Annotated in this window: 15 protein-coding genes; 7 read left to right on the plus strand and 8 right to left on the minus strand. The window is 57.1% G+C overall.

The features are described 5' to 3' along the window. Nucleotides 1-208 precede the first annotated feature (208 nt). On the minus strand, nt 209-1408 hold the full coding sequence (locus tag EXR70_20940; protein ID MSP40963.1) for a hypothetical protein: 1200 nt from the start codon (nt 1406-1408) through the stop codon (nt 209-211). Between EXR70_20940 and EXR70_20945 the strand changes: the two genes are divergently transcribed. The 5 genes from EXR70_20945 (at nt 1350) to EXR70_20965 (ending at nt 6760) form a co-directional block, all read left to right on the plus strand. Beyond that, the gene (locus EXR70_20945; protein MSP40964.1) at nt 1350-3014 is read left to right on the plus strand and encodes an ABC transporter substrate-binding protein; all 1665 of its coding nucleotides are present in this window, start codon (nt 1350-1352) and stop codon (nt 3012-3014) included. The two genes, EXR70_20940 and EXR70_20945, sit on opposite strands and share 59 nt — an antisense overlap. A 219-nt stretch (nt 3015-3233) precedes the next feature. Next, nucleotides 3234-4157, plus strand: coding sequence for an ABC transporter permease (locus tag EXR70_20950; GenBank protein MSP40965.1), 924 nt, complete (start codon nt 3234-3236; stop codon nt 4155-4157). Then, nucleotides 4147-4953 (plus strand): ABC transporter permease, encoded by an 807-nt coding sequence (locus EXR70_20955; GenBank protein ID MSP40966.1) that lies wholly within the window; start codon nt 4147-4149, stop codon nt 4951-4953. The genes EXR70_20950 and EXR70_20955 overlap by 11 nt, the downstream gene beginning before the upstream one ends. A gap of 218 nt (nt 4954-5171) precedes the next feature. Further along, nucleotides 5172-5615, plus strand: coding sequence for a glutathione S-transferase family protein (locus EXR70_20960; protein ID MSP40967.1), 444 nt, complete (start codon nt 5172-5174; stop codon nt 5613-5615). A 26-nt stretch (nt 5616-5641) separates the two neighbouring features. Beyond that, complete coding sequence (locus EXR70_20965; protein MSP40968.1) at nt 5642-6760, plus strand: ornithine cyclodeaminase family protein; 1119 nt, start codon at nt 5642-5644, stop codon at nt 6758-6760. A gap of 74 nt (nt 6761-6834) precedes the next feature. On the opposite strand, the gene EXR70_20970 is transcribed toward EXR70_20965, so the two are convergent. Continuing rightward, on the minus strand, nt 6835-8268 hold the full coding sequence (locus tag EXR70_20970) for an MFS transporter (GenBank protein ID MSP40969.1): 1434 nt from the start codon (nt 8266-8268) through the stop codon (nt 6835-6837). A gap of 362 nt (nt 8269-8630) precedes the next feature. On the opposite strand from EXR70_20970, the gene EXR70_20975 reads away from it, so the two are divergent. Next, on the plus strand, nt 8631-9440 hold the full coding sequence (locus tag EXR70_20975; protein MSP40970.1) for a carbon-nitrogen hydrolase family protein: 810 nt from the start codon (nt 8631-8633) through the stop codon (nt 9438-9440). Nucleotides 9441-9576: 136 nt separating this feature from the next. Here the strand turns inward: EXR70_20975 and EXR70_20980 are convergent, their stop codons facing one another. The 4 genes from EXR70_20980 to EXR70_20995 all read right to left on the minus strand — a co-directional run bounded on the left by EXR70_20980 (nt 9577) and on the right by EXR70_20995 (nt 12049). Next, nucleotides 9577-10590: an ABC transporter substrate-binding protein gene (locus EXR70_20980; protein MSP40971.1), complete on the minus strand. Its 1014-nt coding sequence runs from the start codon at nt 10588-10590 to the stop codon at nt 9577-9579. A 66-nt stretch (nt 10591-10656) separates the two neighbouring features. Then, on the minus strand, nt 10657-11151 hold the full coding sequence (locus tag EXR70_20985) for a hypothetical protein (GenBank protein ID MSP40972.1): 495 nt from the start codon (nt 11149-11151) through the stop codon (nt 10657-10659). Between the two features lie 151 nt (nt 11152-11302). Next, nucleotides 11303-11491, minus strand: a complete 189-nt coding sequence (locus tag EXR70_20990) for a DNA-directed RNA polymerase subunit omega (GenBank protein ID MSP40973.1) — start codon at nt 11489-11491, stop codon at nt 11303-11305. Nucleotides 11492-11755: 264 nt separating this feature from the next. Beyond that, nucleotides 11756-12049 (minus strand): hypothetical protein, encoded by a 294-nt coding sequence (locus tag EXR70_20995; protein MSP40974.1) that lies wholly within the window; start codon nt 12047-12049, stop codon nt 11756-11758. A 158-nt stretch (nt 12050-12207) separates the two neighbouring features. Between EXR70_20995 and EXR70_21000 the strand changes: the two genes are divergently transcribed. Beyond that, nucleotides 12208-14496, plus strand: a complete 2289-nt coding sequence (locus EXR70_21000; GenBank protein MSP40975.1) for an amidase — start codon at nt 12208-12210, stop codon at nt 14494-14496. Between the two features lie 135 nt (nt 14497-14631). Here the strand turns inward: EXR70_21000 and EXR70_21005 are convergent, their stop codons facing one another. Both EXR70_21005 and EXR70_21010 read right to left on the minus strand, forming a co-directional pair. After that, complete coding sequence (locus tag EXR70_21005) at nt 14632-15654, minus strand: amidohydrolase (protein MSP40976.1); 1023 nt, start codon at nt 15652-15654, stop codon at nt 14632-14634. A gap of 494 nt (nt 15655-16148) precedes the next feature. After that, on the minus strand, nt 16149-17138 hold the full coding sequence (locus EXR70_21010; GenBank protein MSP40977.1) for an ABC transporter substrate-binding protein: 990 nt from the start codon (nt 17136-17138) through the stop codon (nt 16149-16151). Nucleotides 17139-17444 lie beyond the last annotated feature (306 nt).

The raw sequence follows: 17444 nt of genomic DNA on the forward strand, positions 1-17444 counted from the left end.
AATCTGCTGCTTGAATCCAGTTTCAAACTTCCGTCGTTGTTTTCCCATCGATCGACTCCTTCTCGCGGGTCCATCCTACCCGCCCGTTGAGCCGATCTCACTCACCTCTAATTCTCAGTTTTTCTCTCCAGTCAATGGGGCGCAGTCCACAAGAGTAAATCCCCCTCGATCCCACTTTTCCAAAGGGGGAAGAAGAAAAAGATAAATTCTAACGCGACGCGAGTTTTAGCTGTTGAGATTTGCTCGCCGGCCGTTTGGCGATGGGTTTGGCCTTCACTGGAATAACGTTGGGCTTCGCGCTGGCGCCGCGCAGCTTGGCCGGTGGGGATTTCGTCGGAAATTTTACCGGGAGATTTTTTTTCACCGGCGGCGGTTCCAGCGCGCGGTTTTGGGCGGTGATAAACGGCTCGACTTTATCCGCCGGCAAGCGCACCGAATAGCCGCTCGGCAGCACTTTGGTGCCGGCGTCTAGGGAGGGATTCCATTGGAAAAATTCGTTTTGCGAGATCGCCGCCGGCTTGAGTAGCGCGTGCAGCGCCGTCGGCGCTTTCACGGCAACTTCTCGCAACTGCTGCGCTGGGTGCGGCCGTAGAAAGGGAAAATAATTTTCGCTGTGGGTGGCGATCTCGACCACGGCGAGAAACTCGGCGTAAAAATTCTTCGACGCGAAACCGAAGCTCGGCGATTCATAGTTACGAATCAGCTCGACCAAATCCCGCGAGCCGACCGCCTTGATGCCGCGAAACATCCCCTCGGTGCCGTGATTGTATGCCGTCAGCGCCAACGGCCAACTGCCAAGAATCTGATAGTTCTGCTTGAGCAAGCGCGCCGCTCCGCGCGTCGACGCCATGGGATCGCGCCGCTCGTCCACCGCCGCGTCGATGCGCATGAATTTCTTGCCGGTCTCGGGCATGAACTGCCACATGCCCAGCGCGCCCACACCCGAGCGCGCGCGTACGTTGAACGAGGACTCGACCAACGGCAAATAGGCCAACTCTGCCGGCAAGCCTTCGTCGCGAAATATTTTTAGCATCTGCGCCATGTAGCGGCCGGACATTTTCAACCCTGCGGCGAAGGACTCCTTGGCGCCGCGCTGGCTGCGAATGCGGCTTTCGTCATCGGCGAGCTGGTATTCCGCGGCGATGCGCGCCCGCTCTTTGGCCACCAGCGCGCGCCCTTGGTCGTTGTCCGGCAGCCGCAGCACGCTGTAGATTTTTGCCGGATCGGCGGGATCGAACAACACAACATCGCCCATGCCGTAGCTGGAAAAAATCTGCCGCCAGAACTCCACCGCGCCTTCCAGACCTGCGGGCACGGCGAACGGCGCTTCTTGGCTCCACGCCGGAGAGATGCGCAGCAGCGAAAGCAAAACCCATGTCAGGATAAAAGTACGGTTGCGAAGCATCAAAGTTGTTTTAACCAAGAGAAATTTGACCGATAGTAGCAAACGCGTTAAGGTCAGTCAAAATTTTTCTTTAATCGAGTGCGGCTTGTCCAGTCGAACACTTATTTTCTTCGCCATCGCCTTAAGCTGTCACAACGTCGCGTGCCGTTCTGCGCCAGCCGAGCGGCCGCCGGGTTATCTAATCGCCGGCATTGAATCCCATCCGCTTCAGCTCGATCCGCGCCATGCCACCGATACCAACTCGGTGCGCATCGGCAATCTGATTTACAGCCCGCTGCTGCGTTCCGATGAACACTTACGGCTGCAACCGGATCTCGCCGCCAGTTGGCGCCAAGTGGATGCACTTAATTATGAATTCACCCTGCGCCGAGGCGTGCGCTTTCACAATGGCCATGCGCTCACCGCCGCCGACGTAAAATATACGTTCGAGTCGATCCTCGACCCGGCCAACCGTTCACCCAAGCGCGGTCAACTGAAACATCTCGTCGCCGTCGAACAGACCGGAAGTCATCAGTTGCGCTTTCAACTAGACGCACCGCACACACCCTTTGTCGAGCAATTCACCCTCGGCATCGTTCCCGAAGGTTCGCCGCTGACTGACAAACCACCGCCAGGCTCAGGTCCATTTAAGCTAGAAGCCATCGCTGTAGGCGAAAAGATTACGCTCAAATCCAACGACGATTACTGGAACGGTAAACCATCTCTGGCCGGGGTGATTTTCAAAACCATTCCCGACGCCATGGTGCGCGCCTTAGAATTTAAAAAAGGAAGCATCGATTTCATGCAGAACGACATCGAGCCCGACATGCTGCCCTGGCTCAAGAAAAATACTGGCGCCGACGTTGGCGTCCATCAAGGCACCTCGTTTCAATACATCGGCATCAACCTCAGCCATCCGATCTTACGCCAGCGCAAAGTGCGCCAAGCCCTGGCCCTGGCGATCGATCGCGACGCGATCATCAAAAACTTGCTCAAAGACACCGGCAGCGCCGCCACCGGCTTGATGTCGCCAATCAGCTGGGCCTACGACGACACGGCGCGCCCGTGGCCCCACGATCCGGCCAAGGCGAAACAACTTCTCGACGAAGCCGGCTACGCCGATCCCGACGGCGAGGGACCGCGGCCGCGCTTTCGCTTGTCGTTCAAGACGACCAATATCGATCTGCGCCGGCGCATCGCCGAAGCGCTCAAAGAGCAGCTGCAAAAAGTCGGCATCGAACTGGAAATCCGCAGCTACGAGTGGGGGACTTTTTTCGGCGACATCAAGAAAGGCAACTTTCATCTCTATTCGCTGGCCTGGACCGGCATCATGGACCCGGATGTTGAATACCAAATCTTTCACTCCACCAACGTGCCGCCCAACGGCGACAACCGCGGCCGCTACAACAATCCGCAAATCGACCGCCTGCTCGAACAAGGCCGCATCAGCGCCGACGAAAGCGAACGCAAGCGCATCTACGGCCAAACCCAAAAAATATTCGCCGAAGATCTCCCCTGCGTGCCGCTCTGGTGGTGGAAAAACGTCGTGGTGAAAAAGCCGTCGGTTCAAGGCTTCGTTCCCTACCCCGACGGCGATTTTTTCTCGCTGAGGAACGTAACCTTGCAGTAATTCATCCGTGTAGGGGCGACCGGCGGTCGCCCGTACTCCACGACCAGCCGAGCACAGCAAGCCGTAACCAAATAGGGAATTGAATGTTCACCACGAAGGACACGAAGAGCACGAAGGTCGGAAAGTTTTTTATCCGAAACCTTCGTGTCCTTCGTGCCTTCGTGGTGAGAAGGTATTTTTGACTCAGCAGCCCAACATTAGCCAAAGCAATCGGCATCCATGAAACGCTACTTCACCCACCGCCTGCTGCTTCTGCTGCCGACGCTATTCGGCGCGCTCACGTTGGTGTTTGCGCTGATTCATTTTATTCCCGGCGATCCGGTGGAAATCATGCTCGGCGAAACCGCCACTTCCGCCGACAAACTGGAACTGCGCCGCAACCTCGGCTTGGACCAACCATTACTCACCCAATACAAAACCTTTCTCGTCAACCTCGCCGGCGGGAATCTTGGCCGATCTCTTTACGAACAATCCAGCGTCAGCGCAATCATCGCCGTGCGTCTACCGGCAACACTTGAATTGGCCACCTTCGCCATGATCGCTGCGGTGCTAATTTCCTTTCCGCTTGCTATCCTCGCCGCGGTTCATCGCGGTGGATTGCTCGACCGCGGCGCGCTGCTCTTTTCTCTCTTCGGTCTGTCGCTGCCGAATTTTTGGCTCGGCCCGTTACTGATGTTGTTTTTCTCCATCCAACTCGGCTGGACGCCGGTGTCCGGGCGCGGCGGATTGAGTCATCTATTTTTGCCGGCGTTGACACTCGGCCTGGGCATGGCGGCCATTCTCACGCGCATCTTGCGCGCCAGCTTACTGCAAACCATGCACGAAGACTTTGTCCGCACTGCCCGCGCCAAAGGTTTGGCGGAAAAACAAGTTTGGCTCAAACACACCTTGCGCCATGCGCTCATGTCGACGATCACGATCGTCAGCTTGCAGTTCGGCGCCCTGCTCGCCGGCTCGCTGATCACCGAGACAATATTCAGTTGGCCGGGCATCGGTCGATTGACCGTACAGGCAATTCAAACCCGCGACTACCCGTTGGTACAAGGCTGCGTTTTGGTCATCGCGGTCGCTTATCTGCTGGTCAATTTCATCACCGATCTGCTCTACAAACTCGTCGATCCGCGCGTCAGCTATGAAAAATAACTTTTTGCTGTGCTGCGGCGCATTGCTTCTGCTATTGCTCGTCGGCGCGTCGTTGTTGGCTCCAGCGCTGGCACCGCACCCGCCGCTGCGGCAAAATCTTGCGAACGATCTCGTCGCCTACAGTGCCGATCATCCCCTGGGCACCGACAAACTCGGCCGCGACATCCTGAGCCGCATGCTCTACGGCGGCAGAATCTCTCTGCTCGTCGGCGTCACGACAGTTTCGCTTTCTCTCGCTATCGGCTTCATCGTTGGCGCGTTAGCGGGCTACTGCGGCGGCTGGGTCGATCTGCTGCTCATGCGTTTGGTCGACATTCTGCTCGCCTTTCCCGGCATCCTGCTCGCCATCGCGTTTACCGCCGTGCTCGGCCCCGGCCTCGACCACGTCGTCCTGGCGTTGTGTTTAATCGGCTGGACCAGCTACGCCCGCTTGGTGCGTGGCGAGATTCTCACACTGCGCGAACGCGACTTCGTTCAAGCCGCACGCGCCCTGGGCGGCGCACCGGCGCGCATCGTCTGGCGTCATCTATTGCCCAATCTTCTGCCGCCGCTCATGATCCAAGCCACCTTCGGTCTCGCCGCCGCCATCGTCGCCGAAGGCAGCCTGAGCTTTCTCGGCCTCGGCGTCGCACCACCGACACCGTCCTGGGGCTCGATGTTGAACGACGGCAGGCAATTTCTACTGGTAGCACCGCATCTGACCACGTATCCCGGTCTAGCGATCATGCTCACTGTGTTGGGATTGAATCTCGTCGGCGACGCCTTGCAAGAACGACTAGAACGGCGCCAGTCCTAGAGACAATCTGGAATTTGGAATATGGAATTTGTAATTCTGCGCCGCGCATTGCGCTTCCCACGTCGGCAATGCTAAGTAAAATGCATCAGGAGGCCCGCGCCATGAAACTCTACACCAGCCACACTTGACCCTACGCCCACAGGACAAGGATTGTCCTGGCCGAGAAGCAGCTCGCTTACGAAAAGATCGAAGTCGATCTCAAAAACAAACCGGACGATTTGGTCAAACAGAATCCCTACGGCAAAGTGCCGGTGCTGATCAACGACAATGGCGTGATCTTCGAGTCGGCGGTGATCAACGAATATCTCGACGAAAAATTTCCCCAAATACGGCTTATGCCGAGCGATTTCTTGAAGCGCTCGAAAGTGAGAATCTGGGTCGACTTCATGAACACCCGCGTCCATCCGACGGGCTCCGACCTGCAAAAAGACCGCGAGCCGGGAAAAGCCCGCGTGAGAATGGACCAACACCTGCGCGCCCTCGACGACGCGCTCATCGGCCAAGATTATCTGGTCGGCGAATATTCCCTCGCCGATGTGACATTTATTCCATTCTACACGCGGCGCGAGCGCTACAAGGTCGCCATCGACGACAACTACCCGAACCTAAGACGCTGGGCGGAAAGCTTGATCGCCCGGCCGCAGGTAGCGAAGACACTATAATAACACTCAACTGGAACGCTGGAGTAATGGAGCGTTGGGCCAATCCCACGACTCCAGCACTCCACCACTCCATTCCTACAGGAGCCTTCATGCAACCGATCCTCGTCAGTCCCCAAGAAATCCGCGGTATCGTCACCATGAGCGAAGCGGTGGAAGCGGTGCGCTTAGGCTTTCGCGAGTGGGGTGAGAACACGCAACTCAACGCGCCGCGCCGGCGCATTCACATTCCCACCGGCGTGCGCGTCAGCGTCCATCAAGGCGGCGTGCCGGCGGCCCACGCCACCGGCCTGATGACGCATTGCGAATGGGTCAAGCCGATGGCCAGTGAGCAGGTCTATCCGCGTTTGAACCATCCGGTCATCGTGCTCTACGACGCCGCCGAAGGAGAATTGAAAGGCATCATCGTCGGCGAGATCACGTGCAGCGAGCTGCCCGACAACGTCGCGGTCACCGGGCTGCGCACCGCCGCCACCAGCGCCGTCGGCACCGACTTGCTGGCGCGCCCGGATGCGACAAGCATGGGAATCTTCGGCGCCGCCGGTCAAGCAAAGAATCATCTGCTCGCGATCATGCAGGTGCGCAAACTGAAAACCGTCAAGGTCTACAGCCGCAATCCGGAAAACCGCAAACAGTTCTGCGACGAGATGGGGCCGATCACGAATTTGAATATAATCCCAGTCGCCTCGCCGGCCGAAGCCGTGCGCGGCGTCGATATCGTGCTCACCGCGACCAACTCCAGCGTGCCGGTGTTCGATGGCAATTTACTCGAACCGGGCCAGCATGTGACGACGATTGTCGGCAGCAACGTCGGCTTGGTCAAAGGCGGATTCACCGCCGCCAAGCGGCGCGAGATCGACGACGCGACGCTGGCGCGCAGCGACGTGCACGGCATCGTGTCGATTCAACAGGCGATCCAAGACGAACAAGCGGATATCTTCGATCCGGTCAACCGCGGCGTGATCAAGTGGGAGCAGTTAATTGAAATCGGCTCCATCCTCGCCGGCAACAACGAAGGCCGCACGCGTCTGGACCAGATTACCTTTTATAAAAACAACGCCGGCCAAGGCGTCGCCGACGTCGCGTTGGGCGCGAAAGTGTTGGAAAACATCAAAGCGAAAAAGGCCGGCACGATGCTGAACTACTGAATTGGAGTAATGGAGTATTGGAATGCTGGGGTAGTGGTATCCGAAACCCATCACTCCTTTACTCCACCACTCCATCACTCCAGTGTCTTCTTCTCCGCGCCGCGTATGGCGCAAGTGACGATGGCGATGGAACCCAAGCCGGCGATCACCAACCACGAGCTATGAAACGACTTGATAAACAGCTCTGGGCTCGCGCCCCATTCAGTGTACGGCGGCACCGTCGCGCCTTCCAGACCGAAATAGTTTAACCAGCGCAGAAACAACATACTTCCCAGCGCCACGCCCACGGCGTTACCGACGTTGGCCGAGGTCAGCGACAGACCGCTCACCGAACCGACGTGGCGCGCATCGACGGCGTTGAACATGCCGCTCAAATTGGGCGACTGAAAAAACGACCAGGCGAAACCTAGCAGCATCAGTGGAACCATGACAGAAACTTGTGTGCTGCTTGCATTCAACCCCGAGAAACCGATCATGGCGAGCACCGTCAGCGCCGCGCCGACGGTGCACATGGAGCGCGATCCGAGCTTGTCGCCGAGCCAGCCGCCGAGCGGCGCCAGACAGACGATCACGAGAGAAAAGAAAATGATCGTCAAGCCGACCTGGGTCGGCTTCACATGCAAAATCCCTTGGAGATAGAACGGCAGCAAAAAAAACGTCGACGCATGAGTGATGGTGACGAAGAAATGGCTCAAAACGCTGGCGGTCAGCAGTCTTATTTTGAATAAGGATAGATCGAGCAACGGCGCGGCGGTTTTGCCTTCATGACGCACCAACAACCACAAGCTCACGGCGGAAACCGCGAACAGTACCACGGACCATGCGCCAAAGCCGGATTTGGCGATTTGTTGAAGGCCGAGAATCAAGGATACAAACACGCTGAGTAGCGCGATCATGCCGAGGGGATCGATGGTCACGCCACCCTTGTCCGGATTTGACTCGGGCAAAATTCTCCACGACATGTAGCCCGCCAACAGCGCGATGGGCGCGATCATGAAAAACGTCCAACGCCAACCCACGGTGTCGACCAAGAACCCGCCCAGCGAAGGGCCGGCGATGTAGCCGACGTGAAACGCCATCGACATCATGCCCAGCGCCCGTCCCCTGCCCTCGTTGGCGTATAGAGTGGATGCGATGGAGCGGCCATTAGCGAGGATCATCGCGCCGCCGGCCGCTTCGACGATGCGAAACAAAATCAGGAGCCAAAAATAACCGCTCAAGCCGCACGCCGTCGAACCGATGGCGAGCAGGAGAAAGCCGGCGGCGTAAACTTTCTTCCGCCCCAGCCGATCGCCCAAGCGCGCCATGCTCAGCACCAGGCCGACGATGGTCAACTGATACGCCAGCGGAATCCACTGCACCACCGCGAGCGACAAACCGAAATGCAGCGAGATCGTCGGCAAAGCGACGATCACCGAGCGCGAATCCACCGCGCTCATAAACTGGCCGAGGCAGACATTGAACAGCGCGAGCCGTTGAAGGCGTGGAGTGAGAGTTGATAGAGCCATGGAATTGAATACTGCCTACCCGCACCAGGCCGGCGACCCGTAAGCACAGAAGAACAGACCACGTATCCGTTCGCCCTGAGCTTCGTCGAAGGGCTCCTTCCGGTTGACCGAACGTTCTTACTTGGATAGCGTGACTGGCAGAGATAATCCAGTTCTCAAGTATTGAAACAGATAACTGAACCAACGACGACGTTAACTAGATGAGGCGACAAGTTTTCCGTCATTCCGGCGCAGGCCGGAATCCAGGCTTTCTTTATCGTCGCCATGCTAACGAATATGGATGCCGGCCTGCGCCGGCATGACAAATCTTCTCTTCGGCCAAAGGCAAAGCATTTAAACCATCTCCGAAAGGTACAAGGCTCATGAGCAAAATCGCCATCGCGCAGATGCAATCCTCCACCGACAAGCCCAGCAACCTCAGAAAGGCGCGCGGATTTATCGACCAAGCCAAAAGCAAAAACGCGGAGCTTATCGCCTTCCCGGAATTTCTGATGGCGTTCTCGCCCGCCAGCCAAAGCGCCGCGGAGTTAACCGAAGTCGCGGAATCGCTTGACGGCCCGTTCATCGCAAGGCTGCGCGAAAGCGCGAAAGCAAACGGTATTGCCATCATCGCGCCGATCTACGAAACCAGTTCCGTGCCCCAACGAGTTTTCGACACGGCGGTTTGGATCGACGCCCAAGGCAACGTCGCTTCAGTTTATCGAAAACTCCATTTGTACGATGCCTTCGGCTTCAAAGAGTCCGACAAATTTCACCCCGGCGCCGACATCGCGCCGCAGATCAACTCCGGCGACGCCCACTTCGGTATGATGATCTGCTACGACCTGCGCTTTCCGGAAATGGCGCGCATGCTGACCTTGGCTGGAGCGAATATTTTGATTGCGCCGTCAGGCTGGGTCCAAGGCGATCTCAAGGTCGAGCACTGGCAGACCATGATCAAAGCCCGCGCCCTAGAAAACGGCTGCTTCGTCATCGCGCCCAACCAAGTCGGCAATATTTACACCGGCCACAGCTTGGCCGTCGATCCGCTGGGGAGAACCCTGGCTGATCTTGAAGAAACCGAAGATTTGCGCGTGATCGAATTAGATTTGAAATTGGTAAACGAAGTGCGCGAAAAACTGCCGCTGCTGAAGAACCGCCGCACCGATGTCTATGCGAAATATTCGCAGTAAGGACAATCGATCATGCTGCAACAGCTGAACATGCTTCGACAGGTCTCAGCATGAACGCGTTGTACTCAAGGTTTTCAATCTCTGATCCGTTCGTCCTGAGCACGTCGAAGGACTCCGAGGTATTTTTGGCACCCGGCTACCGAGCGGGAACCCCACCAGGATAAAGCTGCTTCAACAAACCGTCGTCGACGATCTGTTTCATAAAACGATCGTCGTTAAACTCGGCAACAAACTGATCGGCGGCTCGCCCCGTCACGCCTAAGTTTTCCAAAATCGTCTTGGTTCCTTCGGCGCTTGGATAAGGCACCGACTCCATATAGCGCGTGTCGGAATCGTAGGCGTGTTGCAACATCGTCGGATCGGAGACTCGCGTATATTTTTCTAACACCGCCTTAGCTTCGTTGGGGCGCCGTTTGATCTGCGCGATCGCCTCGGTGATGCCGGCGACGAAGCCGCGCACGCGGGCCGGCTGTTTAGTGGCGTAGCTCCTCATGACCACGCTGCAATTGCCGGCGTAAGGAATGTTCAAGTCGCCCAATTCGAGCAGCGGTTTGAATCCCACCGCGGCGGCTTGCAGATCATTGGGCGAGCTGGCGAAGACGCCGTGCACCCGGCCGTTGACCAACGCCGCAAACGCCGCGCTGGTCGAGCCGCTGTAGATGATCGAAATATCTTGCCCCTGTTTGAAACCTTGGCGCGCGATGAAAAGCTTCGCGGCATAATCGCTACCTGAACCGGGATTGGCCACCGCCAAGACTTTGCCGCGAAGATCGGCGATCTTTTGGATCCCTGGAACGACCATGATCTTCGACGTAAGTTTGTGCATGACGCAGGAAGCGACTACGACATCGGCGCCGCCCAGACGCATCTGCACCAGCGGCGGCCCGGCGGAAAAATAAATCTGAATATCGCCGCTCAACAAAGCCGGCCGCCCTGCCGCGCGCGGCAAATAGATCGGTTTGACCTGCAGGCCATACTTCTCAAACAGCTTGCTCTCGACCCCGACCCACAGCGGCAAAATCGACCCTGACAACGTGCCATGACCGGCAAGAATAATCGGCCGCTCCTGGGCGACGCTGAAAGATGGAGCATGAAATAGGAATACAGAGGAGAGAACAATCGATTTGAACCAAGAGCGATCGCAGTACATACAAAACCTCCGGAATAAGAGGCAACTAACGATCCAAAAACGAATCCGAACCGACCACGAACACGATCACGACTCACCAACCCGCTCAGCGCACCAGGAAAGCATTTCGATCTGCGCCATGGTTTCGACCAACGATCCCGCTTGGGAAACCAAACTCTCCGCTTTGACCAGCGATTCACCCAAAACCAAGAGCACTGAAACCGCGAACATCGCCGTGCGGCCGACGCCGCCGGCGCAGTGAATCAGCACCGCTTCGCCAGACTGCAAACGATTCGCCACGTCGTTCACCAGCGCCCAATAGGCGTCGCGATTTTCCGGCACGCCGCCTTCACGAATTTCAAAAATGACCACGGCACAGGGAACCGTGCCGGCGCTAAGCGCATCGGCGTATTGAGAAGACTTTTGGCGAATTTCGAATTGTTCGGTCAAGCAAACGATGGCGCCGACGGCGTCGTTCTGTACCTGCTGCCAAACCCGATCGAGGGCTTCAAAGCGGCCCGGCATGCTGTGCAGCAACATTCTGCCGGGCACCCGTGTGGGAAGATCGACACTGCGAAACATTTTTAATTTATGCCGATTTCCGGTTTAACAATCAACCAAACCGGAGAAATCGGATGAACGTAGGATTACACTCTTGGCGAACCGGTCGGCCAAAGGAAGGTTCCGCAATAATGCTAATGAATTATAGTGCCGAATGCCGCGACGGTCGAATCTAAGTCGTCGCCCAACGCACCTTGCCGGCGGCGATCTCGCGCAGCGCGATGACGATCTCGCGGTTATCCGACTCGACCAACGGCTTGGCGCCCTTCAACAACTGCTTGGCTCTTATCGACGCCAGCTGGACGAGATGAAAACGACTGGAAACATTATCTAAACAATCTTCAACGGTAATTCTTGCCATGAGAAACATTGTAGGCCTCGCCAGGGCATAACACAAAGACAGTTTGTGCTGCGCCGTCGCGTAGACGCTCTCGGCGAGCCAAGCTCGATGATAATCGTGAACGAAACTATGCAGTTGAAGAAAACAGCGACGGCGGAAAAATATTATTTATTTCTCCCTAGCGCCGGCCTTGCCGGCGGGTAATCAGGTAAACTCGCGGGCTAGACCGAACCAAGCGTCTTAACGGCGCGGAAAAGTTCCGCCACCGAAGGCTGCTCGCCAAACTCACCCTTCGTCCATGTAGTCGCGGCCGAAGCGGAATTGTTCGAAGCGTTTTTGCGCTTGAATCTGCTCGTTGATGGAGGGTCCGTCGCAAGGACCATAGTAATCGATCACGTCACCGGCGCCGATCTGAGCTGGCTTTCCAGGATCGTTAGGACCGACCGGCTGCAGTTTCTTATGACAGTACGCGCTCGCCACATTTTGCTGATCGACAGTAGCCGTCGTAAAACCACCGCTAGCACAACCGACAAGCGACAACAGGCCGAACGTGAGTGAGGTCGCACCGAGACGATTCATAAATTTTTCTCCTTGATCGGGTTCCGACAATCCTAATCTTTACCAATCACCACGGGGTTGTCAATTGCCAGTGAAATTGCCCGGGGCAAAAAACCCTACCCCCACTACGGCAATTCTATGTTACAAGAACTCAACTCGAATGCTCGGAGGCGTACATGATGATTCGCAGTCAATTGACCAACGGAACTTTCGTTGTCGCGCTGGCAGCGGTACTGGCCGGTTTCGCGGCTCCAGCGAGTGAGGCGCAGACGACCAAGGCGGCACCGCCGTGGAAGTTTCGCCTTGAAGAGGCGCGCATCGAAGACATTCATCGCGCGATTAGAACGCGGCAGATTACTTGCGAGAAAGTCGTCCAGGCCTATATCAATCGCATCCGCGCCTACGACGGCCAGTGCGTCGCGCCGGTAAATCCCAACGACGCCAACGATTCAAAAAACCATTTTCCCGACATCGCCAAATACAGCGGCACGCCGATGCAGCCAGGAGCGCTGCAAGCGACGATCTCCGATCCGTCCAAGCAACAAACCTACGGCTATATTCGCGGCGTGAAAAATACCGGTCAGCTCCGTTCGCTCAACACGGTCAACGTACGCAGCGAACGCTCGGTGACTTGCAAAGCCACCTGCGATCTTCATCCGTCCAAAGGCCCACTGCCCAGCACATGCAGTCAGAGTTGCGAAGCCTTTCGCGCCCAGCCTGATGGCATCGAGCGCGCCCGCGAACTCGACCGGCGCTTCGGCGCCAATCCCAACTTGACCGCCATGCCGCTTTACTGCGCGCCGTTTTCGATCAAAGACATTTTCGACGCCAAAGACATGCGCTCCACCGGCGGCGCGGATGTGAACTACGCGATAGACGCGGCGCCGATGGATTCGACGATCGTCGCCCAACTCCGCGCCAAGGGCGCGATCATTCTTGCCAAGGCCAACCTGAGCGAATACAACGGCGCCTCCGGCGACCCCGGTGGGGAAGCGAAAGCGGCGGCCGTCGTCCTCGGCGCCGGCAACTCGCGCAGCACCTGGGGCGGCAACCCGTGCAATCCCTACGACACCGAACGGGCCGCGGCCCAGGCGGCATCAAGCTCGGGCTCGGGCGTGTCGGTGGCGGCCAATCTGGTCGCTTGTTCGATTTGCGAAGAGACCGGCGGTTCTTGCCGCGTCCCTGCGGCCTATAACGGCCTTGCCAACCTCAACACCGGCAAGGCGATCATACCGTTCGGCGGCGGCATCGGCGCCGATCCATTCATCGATCGCGCCGGCATTCAGTGCCGCACCGTGAAAGACACCGCCATCGTCCTCGACGCCCTCAAAGATCCCCAGCGCGGCTACTACGATCCGCGCGATATTTACACCGCATTGCCCAAAGCTTTGATCTCGCAGCGGCCCTACGCCAGTTTCGCCGGGCAGAAAAGCTTGAAAGGCATGCGCATCGGTATCGTGCGCGAGTTCATGGTCAAGCACGGCGCCAACGACGCGGCGATCAGCGATCAGATCGATAAAGAGATCAAAACGATTCTGCGCGACAAATTGGGCGCTCAGCTGTTCGAGTCCGTCGATCCGCTCTATGGCGACGATCCGACCATCGCCAATCTCAAACCGAGCTTTCAAGAAGTGCTGGCGGAAATCCTGCCCTTCCACATGCCGGAATATTTGTTCAAGACTCTCGCCAATGGCGAGGCGGAGTTTCCGCTATTCGCCAGCAAGATCAACGTCAGCGTCGGTAAGACTCCCGGCGGCGGCACCCTGTCACCGGCGGAATACATGGCCCGCGCCGCCGAAGGCTTGGAACCTTTTCCACCCAATTTGAACCTGCGCCGCATCACCAACTTCCCGCGCACGTCGAGTTTCCGCTTTCACTTGAGCCAATATTTGATCCGGCGCGGCGATGATCGAGTTAAAGACTGGCCGTCGCTCAACGCCAATGCGAGTTACTACTCCGGCGACAAGCTGGCGGCGTTTATCAATTGGCAGAACTTGACCGACATACGCTCGGCGGGACTCAGCGAGCGCATCAGAATGCGCGAAGTGATGCAGCGCGTGGTGCTCAAAGTGATGCGGGAAAACAATCTCGACGTGCTAGTCAACCCGCTGACGACGATTCCAATTGCAAAAATCGGCGGCCCGGTGGAACCGGAAATCAACAGCCGGCCCAGCAATCGTTTCGCGTTCAGCGCCGACGCCGGCATTCCGGAAATGGTGGTACCGGCGGGATTCAATCGGGTCGTCTTCGAGCCGAAGTTTGCGCTCAGCAGCGACACGCGAAGCTATCAAAACGTCTCCGGAACCGAGCGCGCACTGCTCGACGCACCGGGATTGCCGATTAGCCTTTCGTTCTGGGCCGGCCCGGGCGAGGAAGCGACAATCATCAAAGCCGCCGCAGCTTACGAAGCCGCGACCAAACATCGGCGCCCCCCCGCGGCATTCGGGCCGTTACCAGGAGAACCGTAAACACTACGCGATCTATAATAAAAGGAGCCTCAAGTAGGCTCCCTTTTTTTCCCTTGGCTGGAATTGCCTCAAGTCGAGATCGTGGATCGTGCTCGTTTCCGGTCACGAACACGATCTCGATTTCCTCCACGACGACTACCGTCCGTAAAACCGCCGCGCGTTCTCGCCCAGGATCGCTGACTTGTGTTCCTTCTTGAGATCGTCGCGCTCCAACACCTCGTCAATTTCTTCCATGCAGTTCGAAATCGAAATCTCGTGCGGAAAATCCGAGGCGAACATGAACGGTTTGGAGCCAACCCGATCGATGGCGTAGGCCAATGCTTTCTCGTTGCCTTCGCAGCCGACGAAAATCCGATCGTCTTTAAAATAGTCGAGGGGATGGCGTTTGAGTTTGAGACCGCCGTATTCCAACTCGCGTTCGAGACGATCGATCACCAACGGAATCCACGCCGTGCCGCCTTCCATGAAGCCCAGGCGCAGCTTTGGAAAACGATCGAGCACGCCGTCGACCATCATGCCGGTCATCGCGATCGCCAGCGGGAACGGCATGCCGAGCGCGCGCGTCGCGGGAAATACCGTGTAGCTGTTGAAGCCCAAGTTAATATAGCTGCCGCCGTGTACGGCGAGCACGCAGTTGAGTCTTTCCGCCTCTTCGTAGATCGGCCAATATTCTTCGTGGCTCACGTGGCGCGTCAGGCCGTTGGAAGGAATCATCGCACCCATGAAGCCGAGATCTTTTACCGAGCGGCGCAACTCTTTCACTGCGTCGGTCACATGCTGCATCGGAATCAGCGACACCGCCTGCAGCTTCGGACTGCGCTGCAAGTAGAGTTTATGAATGTAATCGTTGTAGGCCTGAGCGTAGGCCAACGCCCACTGCGGGTAGGCGACGTTGCCGTAGGCCAATCCGGCCGTCGGATAGAGCACGGTGTACTCCGTGCCGGTCTTGTCGAGAAATTGCAGCCACTCTTCCGGCCCGGTCTTGGGATCGAAGGTTCCCGGCGTGCGCGGCGTGCCGTCCGCCGGCGTGTGAAAATTATCCAGACTGGGAATCCAATTGCGCGTGCCGCGATTGTTGAACGGCGCCTTGACGAAAGTCAGCAAATCCTCGGCATCTTCCATGACATGTCCATCGGCATCGACATAAGCCTGAGCCATAAAGCCTCCTAAAGAATAGTGGTAGTTGATGATGCCATTTATAGTGCCGTTACACTCCTGCGGTCAAGTCAGAAACTTCACCTCATTGGATACGGAGATTTCTCCCGCAAATGCGCAAACTTCGGATGGGCAGACGCTCGAGGAACACCTCAAGTTGCCGCCAGGAGGGAACAGAACCCAATTCCTTCCAGCAAGCTTGAAACGCCACGACCCTATATTTTGGATCGAGCTTATGATCACGAGGACTGCGCAACCCAGCGGCTTGAAGGGCTTTGCTCCAATCTTGTACAGATCATAGACGAGAGCTTCGTATTTGTCGATTTTCCTTCCGCAGTAGGAAAGAAGGTTCTCACGCTTCGTAGCGCCAATTAGTAGGGTACAGAAATCAAGAGAGGGCTGAAAATGAAACCGAAGCCTGTCCTGAGTCCATCGAAGGATGCCCGCTCTCGCTCTGGATCGCCATCTCGGGAATGCCAACCGGTAAAATATTCCGCTCAGCGCTTCGACAACTGATCGATGAATCCGCTGTCGTCGAGTTTCTTCAGGATCGCATGATTGATCACGTTCTCCGGCTTCAGCTTCGCCACCAGCGGGTCGGCTTCGGCCATGAAGTCAATCATCGCCGCGATGCCGGCTGCGTCGACATAAGGTTTCGGCGCCAGCACTTTGAGCGCCGATTGATAATGCTCCTCTGCTTTGTCCGGCGCATCGAGGCGCAAATACTTGGCGATGATTTGTTTGACGCGGCTCTTATTGCGAGGATCGAGACTGAAACTGTTTCCCGCTAGCACGCCTTTGAGAATTCGTTCGACGAAATCTCCATCGCTTTTAATCAACCGCTCGCGCACGCTCATGGTCTGCTGCGGATAGGCGATCGGCAGCTCGGTGAAATCAGCGAGAAGAAAACCGCCGCGTTCCTTGAGCGACGAGCCAAGACCGGGATTGACGATGATCGCATCGCTGCCGCCGGACTGGAGCGAACCGACTCGCGCGGCTTGATTGCCGAGCTGGAGAATCGTGATCTTGTCGCGGCGCATGTCGAGGCCCCAATGTTTCAAGCCGAGCAGCACCGCGTGATAAGACGCCGTGCCCGCTTGCGCCGCGCCGATGCGCTTGCCCTTGAGGTCCTCAGGTTTCTTCACCGCCGCCGAACTCACCATGATGTAATTCATCTTGTTGACCACACCGGCGATCATGGTCAAATCCGCGCCCCGCGCCCGCGCGCTGATCACCGGCTGGCCGGACATGCCCATGATCGGTATATCGCCGGAGATCAGCGCCTGCGCGCCGCGCGTCCCGCCTTCGATCAGAATCAAATCGGGATCGCTGCCGTAGCGTTTGAACAGACCTTCTTCCTTGGCAACCCAAAGAGGAGTTTGATTGGAGCTGAAGGACGAGTAGCCCATGAGAAAGCGCTGCTGGCCGTGAGCACTCTTCAACAGCGCCAGGGGCAACAAAATTAGCAACAACCAGTTTAGTTTCATTATCGACTCGATTTACGGAACAACCGATGGCCTTACGCGGAGTGTGTCTGAATCTGTCGACCCGAAATCAACATCTTTGTCCGTCATTCCCGTGACAACGTGAATCCAGGAAGTGAGTCACCCCGGTGAAGACCGGGGTCCATCCCCGGCCCCAAAGCCTGGATACCCTAGATTCACAAGCGAAGTGCAACACTATTGGGATAAGGTGTTGCTATGGGACAAAAGTATCAACAGTTTTCGCTTGAAGAGCGCTGTACGCTTTGCCGACTTAGCCAAGCCGGGAAAACAAAGCGCCAAATCGCGGCA

Source organism: Deltaproteobacteria bacterium, from assembly GCA_009692615.1.
Classification (GTDB): Bacteria; Desulfobacterota; Binatia; order UBA9968; family UBA9968; genus DP-20.